Raw genomic sequence first — 3,258 nt, 5'->3', positions numbered from 1 at the left:
GAACACTACCGCGAGGGAAAAACAGGCACCCAGGGTTTGGGGTCTTTGGGGGGGGGGGGGGGGGGGGACCCCCCCCCCCCCCCCCCCCCCCCCCCCCCCCCCCCCCCTACTCCGGGAACGCGCATCAGGACACGGCGACCGGCAATGAGGAAAGCGACCGCGTCATGTTGTTGAGCTCGTCGCGTCGAGGCGGGCCCTGAAGCTCGATGTGCTTGACGCGGCGGGCCAGGGCGTCGAGGACCGCGTGAATCTCCAGCTTCGCTAGACCCTGCCCCGCACACGCGTGGATGCCGTAGCCGAAGCTCAGGTGATCAGCCGCGTAACGTCGGACATCGAAGCGGTCTGGATCTGGGTACTGCCGTTCGTCGTGGTTGGCTGACCCAAACAGCAGCAGTACCCGCTCGCCCTCCTCGAGCCTGTAACCTTCACGGACATACGGCCTCGTGAGCACGCGGGCGAACAACGGGATGGGCGCCTCGACGCGCAGGACCTCGTTGATCGCGGACTGGATCAGGCTACGGTCGCGGCGCACCGCCTCCCATTGATCGGGAAAGCGGGCAAAGAGCCAGACTGCGCTCGCGAGCGTGCTGATCGTGGTATCGAAGGCGGGAATGGAGTACCCCGCCATCAAGGGGGTTACAGCCTCCCGAGGGATGTCGCCGCGCGCGGCCGCATCATGGATCGCGGTGGCAAAACCGCCGGCACGCATGCGATCGGGGGTACACGACTCAGCAAGCCAGGCGAACATCTCACCGGCAACCGGCAGAGCCCGCGCACTGCGGGCGTTATCGGGGCCCATCGCGTCGAAGGTAGAGGAACCCCACCGCAGGAGCTGCTCGCGTCCCTCCTCGGGGAAGCCAAGCAGATCGAGGACAATTGACACGGGAAAGGTTCGCGCCAGGTCTGTGACGGCGTCGAACCTACCCCGAGCGACAAGCTCACCGACGAATCGGTCGGCCTTCTCGGCGATCGCGGGCCGTAGCTCCGCCAGCGCCCGTGGAGCGAGCCGCGAGCTAAGCACTGAGCGCAACGAGGTGTGGTGTGGTGGATCGGAGTTGATGATGGTCCCCGCCATCGCGGCATTGATCGCCGGATTGAGCGCGACACCGGACGCGGAGGAGAAGGTCTCCCAGTCCTCGAGTGCCGCGCGGACCGCGTCGTAGCGAGTAAGCGCGGCAAACCCGTACCGTGCCAGCTTCACCACCGGACCGATATCACGCAGAACCCTCAGCAAGGGATACGGATCAGCGAGGGCGTCGTCGGCGAAGAGATCGACGTCGCTCTCGGGTACGGGTCTGGTCTTCTCGTCGTTGATTGTCACGCTCGACTCCAGAAACGAAATTTGGTTCTTGCTCTTCGGTGGCTGCGTTTCTTTGGACGCTTGCTGTTAGCCCGTTGCTACGCGTCCTGGCCGATCAGGCTCCGCAGCTTGCGACGCGAAATCCGATGATTAATCGCGGCGACAGTGCACAGGTCACCTCGACGCCACCGCAGCAGCGCGGAGCGCTGCCCCAACTCCCCGGCCAGGGCCTCGGCCGTGCCGTACACCGGGAGGGGGCCAAGGATATTGACGGTCATCCCAAACGCCTCGGTCCAAACGAACTCCGACGACGTGTAGGGCGCCACCTCATCACCCCGGATCAGCGCGGCGCCAGCAACTCGGGCCTGGTCCAACGCGGCGGTCCAGAACGGTGTGCGGGCTCCGCCACCCATACGGACAACGTCACCGGCAGCCGAGATGTCGGCATCCACCCGGCATCGGCCATCGACGAGGACGCCCCCGTCGACAGGGATTCCCGAGTCAGTGAGCCAGTCGGTGTTCGGGCGGCACCCGATCGCGGTGACTACCAGGTCCGCCTCGAGCGTAATACCGTCCGCCGTGCGGACTGCATGCACCGGGTCTCCCTCGAGCGTGACCTCACCGACGCAGCACCGCACATCGACGCCATGCGTTCTCGCGGCGCGGGTCAGGAACGCCGACATCTCGGGGCCCAGGCCCGACGCGAGACCGTTTTCGCGCGCGAGAACGGTCGTACTAAGGCCGGCCGCCACGCACGCCGAGGCCAACTCGAGCCCTATGAAGCCTCCCCCGACGATCACCACGGAGTTGATCCGATGGAGCGTTTCTCGTAGAACCAGGGCGTCGGACAGCGACCGCAGCACGGTCTCGCCCCGTCCGTCGGGCCTGAATGTTCGGGCGCGGGCTCCGGTGGCAATGACGAGCTTGTCGTAGCACACAGTCTCCCCACCCGACAGGTGGACCTCGCGCCTGGACCGGTCCAGCCCGAGCGCGCGCACGCCCAGGTGGAGCGCAATGCCCTCCCGAGGCGATGGCAAGGACACGTCTTCCGCGGTGCTCGTGCCGTGGAGCAAGGCCTTCGATAGGGCGGGGCGGGTGTAGGGCGGGTCACTCTCCTGCCCGATCACGGTGATCGGTCCGTCGTGGCCGGCGTTCCGGATCGCCTCGGCTGCGGCCGTACCCGCGGCGGAGGCGCCGACTACAACCACGTTCGTGGCGGTCACCGACTCAGCTTGATCGCCGCGACGGGACACGCCCGCGCGCCGGCAGCTGCCTCGGTGGCGAGCTCCTCGGGCACCGTGGTGTAGAGCAGTTCGACGTCGGAGTCGTCCGGCAGCCGGTAGACGGTGGGCGCAGCTTCCTCGCAGAGCCCGTACCCTTCGCATCGGCCCTGCTGGAGTGACAGCTCCATTGCTTTCACCTCCATAGTTCTTCGGCGAACGCAGCCTGTGATCGACAGCGGTAACCCGCCGTCGGAACGAATTGAGATGGTGGTTGTGAACGCTATGGCGACCTGCGGCAAAAGGTCCAACAGGTAGCTGCGATATGTGGCATCGGCCAAACCAATGAATAAGCCGTCTAAACCCCCGCTACCCGGACCCTAAAGCGTGTTGCAGAAGGCCTGGTGAGCGCGGGTGTGGCGGCAGTTTGGGCTGGTGGTTCATGCGGCGAGGTCGCCAGTTCGATACCCCCTGACAGGCCGTCTGGGCGGGCCTGGCCCTCGGCCCTGGCCTGCACAGCCGGAGCCTGACAACGGGCGCCGCGGTATCGCCGGGATCAGGTGTCCGACGTGCGGTTGCCCTCTGCCGAGATGGTCACGACGGCGCTGTGCACCCTGACGGAGCGGTCGGCCGCGCTGGCCTCAGAAGCCGTATCTCAACCGATCATGGAACGTGCGGGTCGAACGCGGATTCCCGGTCGGGTGATCCTGCCGTGGCCAGGGCATGAAGACGGGACCT

The 3,258-nt window shown here is 66.6% G+C and carries 3 protein-coding genes; all 3 read right to left on the bottom strand.

Translation table 11 applies throughout. From position 1 onward, the window contains the following. Positions 1-124: 124 nt before the first annotated feature. The 3 genes from ACZ5NH_RS43610 to ACZ5NH_RS43600 all read right to left on the bottom strand — a co-directional run bounded on the left by ACZ5NH_RS43610 (position 125) and on the right by ACZ5NH_RS43600 (position 2,711). Entirely contained in the window at positions 125-1,321 is a 1,197-nt protein-coding gene (locus tag ACZ5NH_RS43610) for a cytochrome P450 (RefSeq protein ID WP_451005839.1), read from the bottom strand. A gap of 77 nt (positions 1,322-1,398) precedes the next feature. Further along, positions 1,399-2,523: an NAD(P)/FAD-dependent oxidoreductase gene (locus ACZ5NH_RS43605; RefSeq protein ID WP_451005840.1), complete on the bottom strand. Its 1,125-nt coding sequence runs from the start codon at positions 2,521-2,523 to the stop codon at positions 1,399-1,401. Next, positions 2,520-2,711, bottom strand: a complete 192-nt coding sequence (locus tag ACZ5NH_RS43600; RefSeq protein ID WP_153546330.1) for a ferredoxin — start codon at positions 2,709-2,711, stop codon at positions 2,520-2,522. The genes ACZ5NH_RS43605 and ACZ5NH_RS43600 overlap by 4 nt, the downstream gene beginning before the upstream one ends. Positions 2,712-3,258 lie beyond the last annotated feature (547 nt).

This window comes from Streptomyces sp. NPDC031426, assembly GCF_055581585.1.
This window is presented reverse-complemented; position numbering and strand designations above follow the sequence as displayed.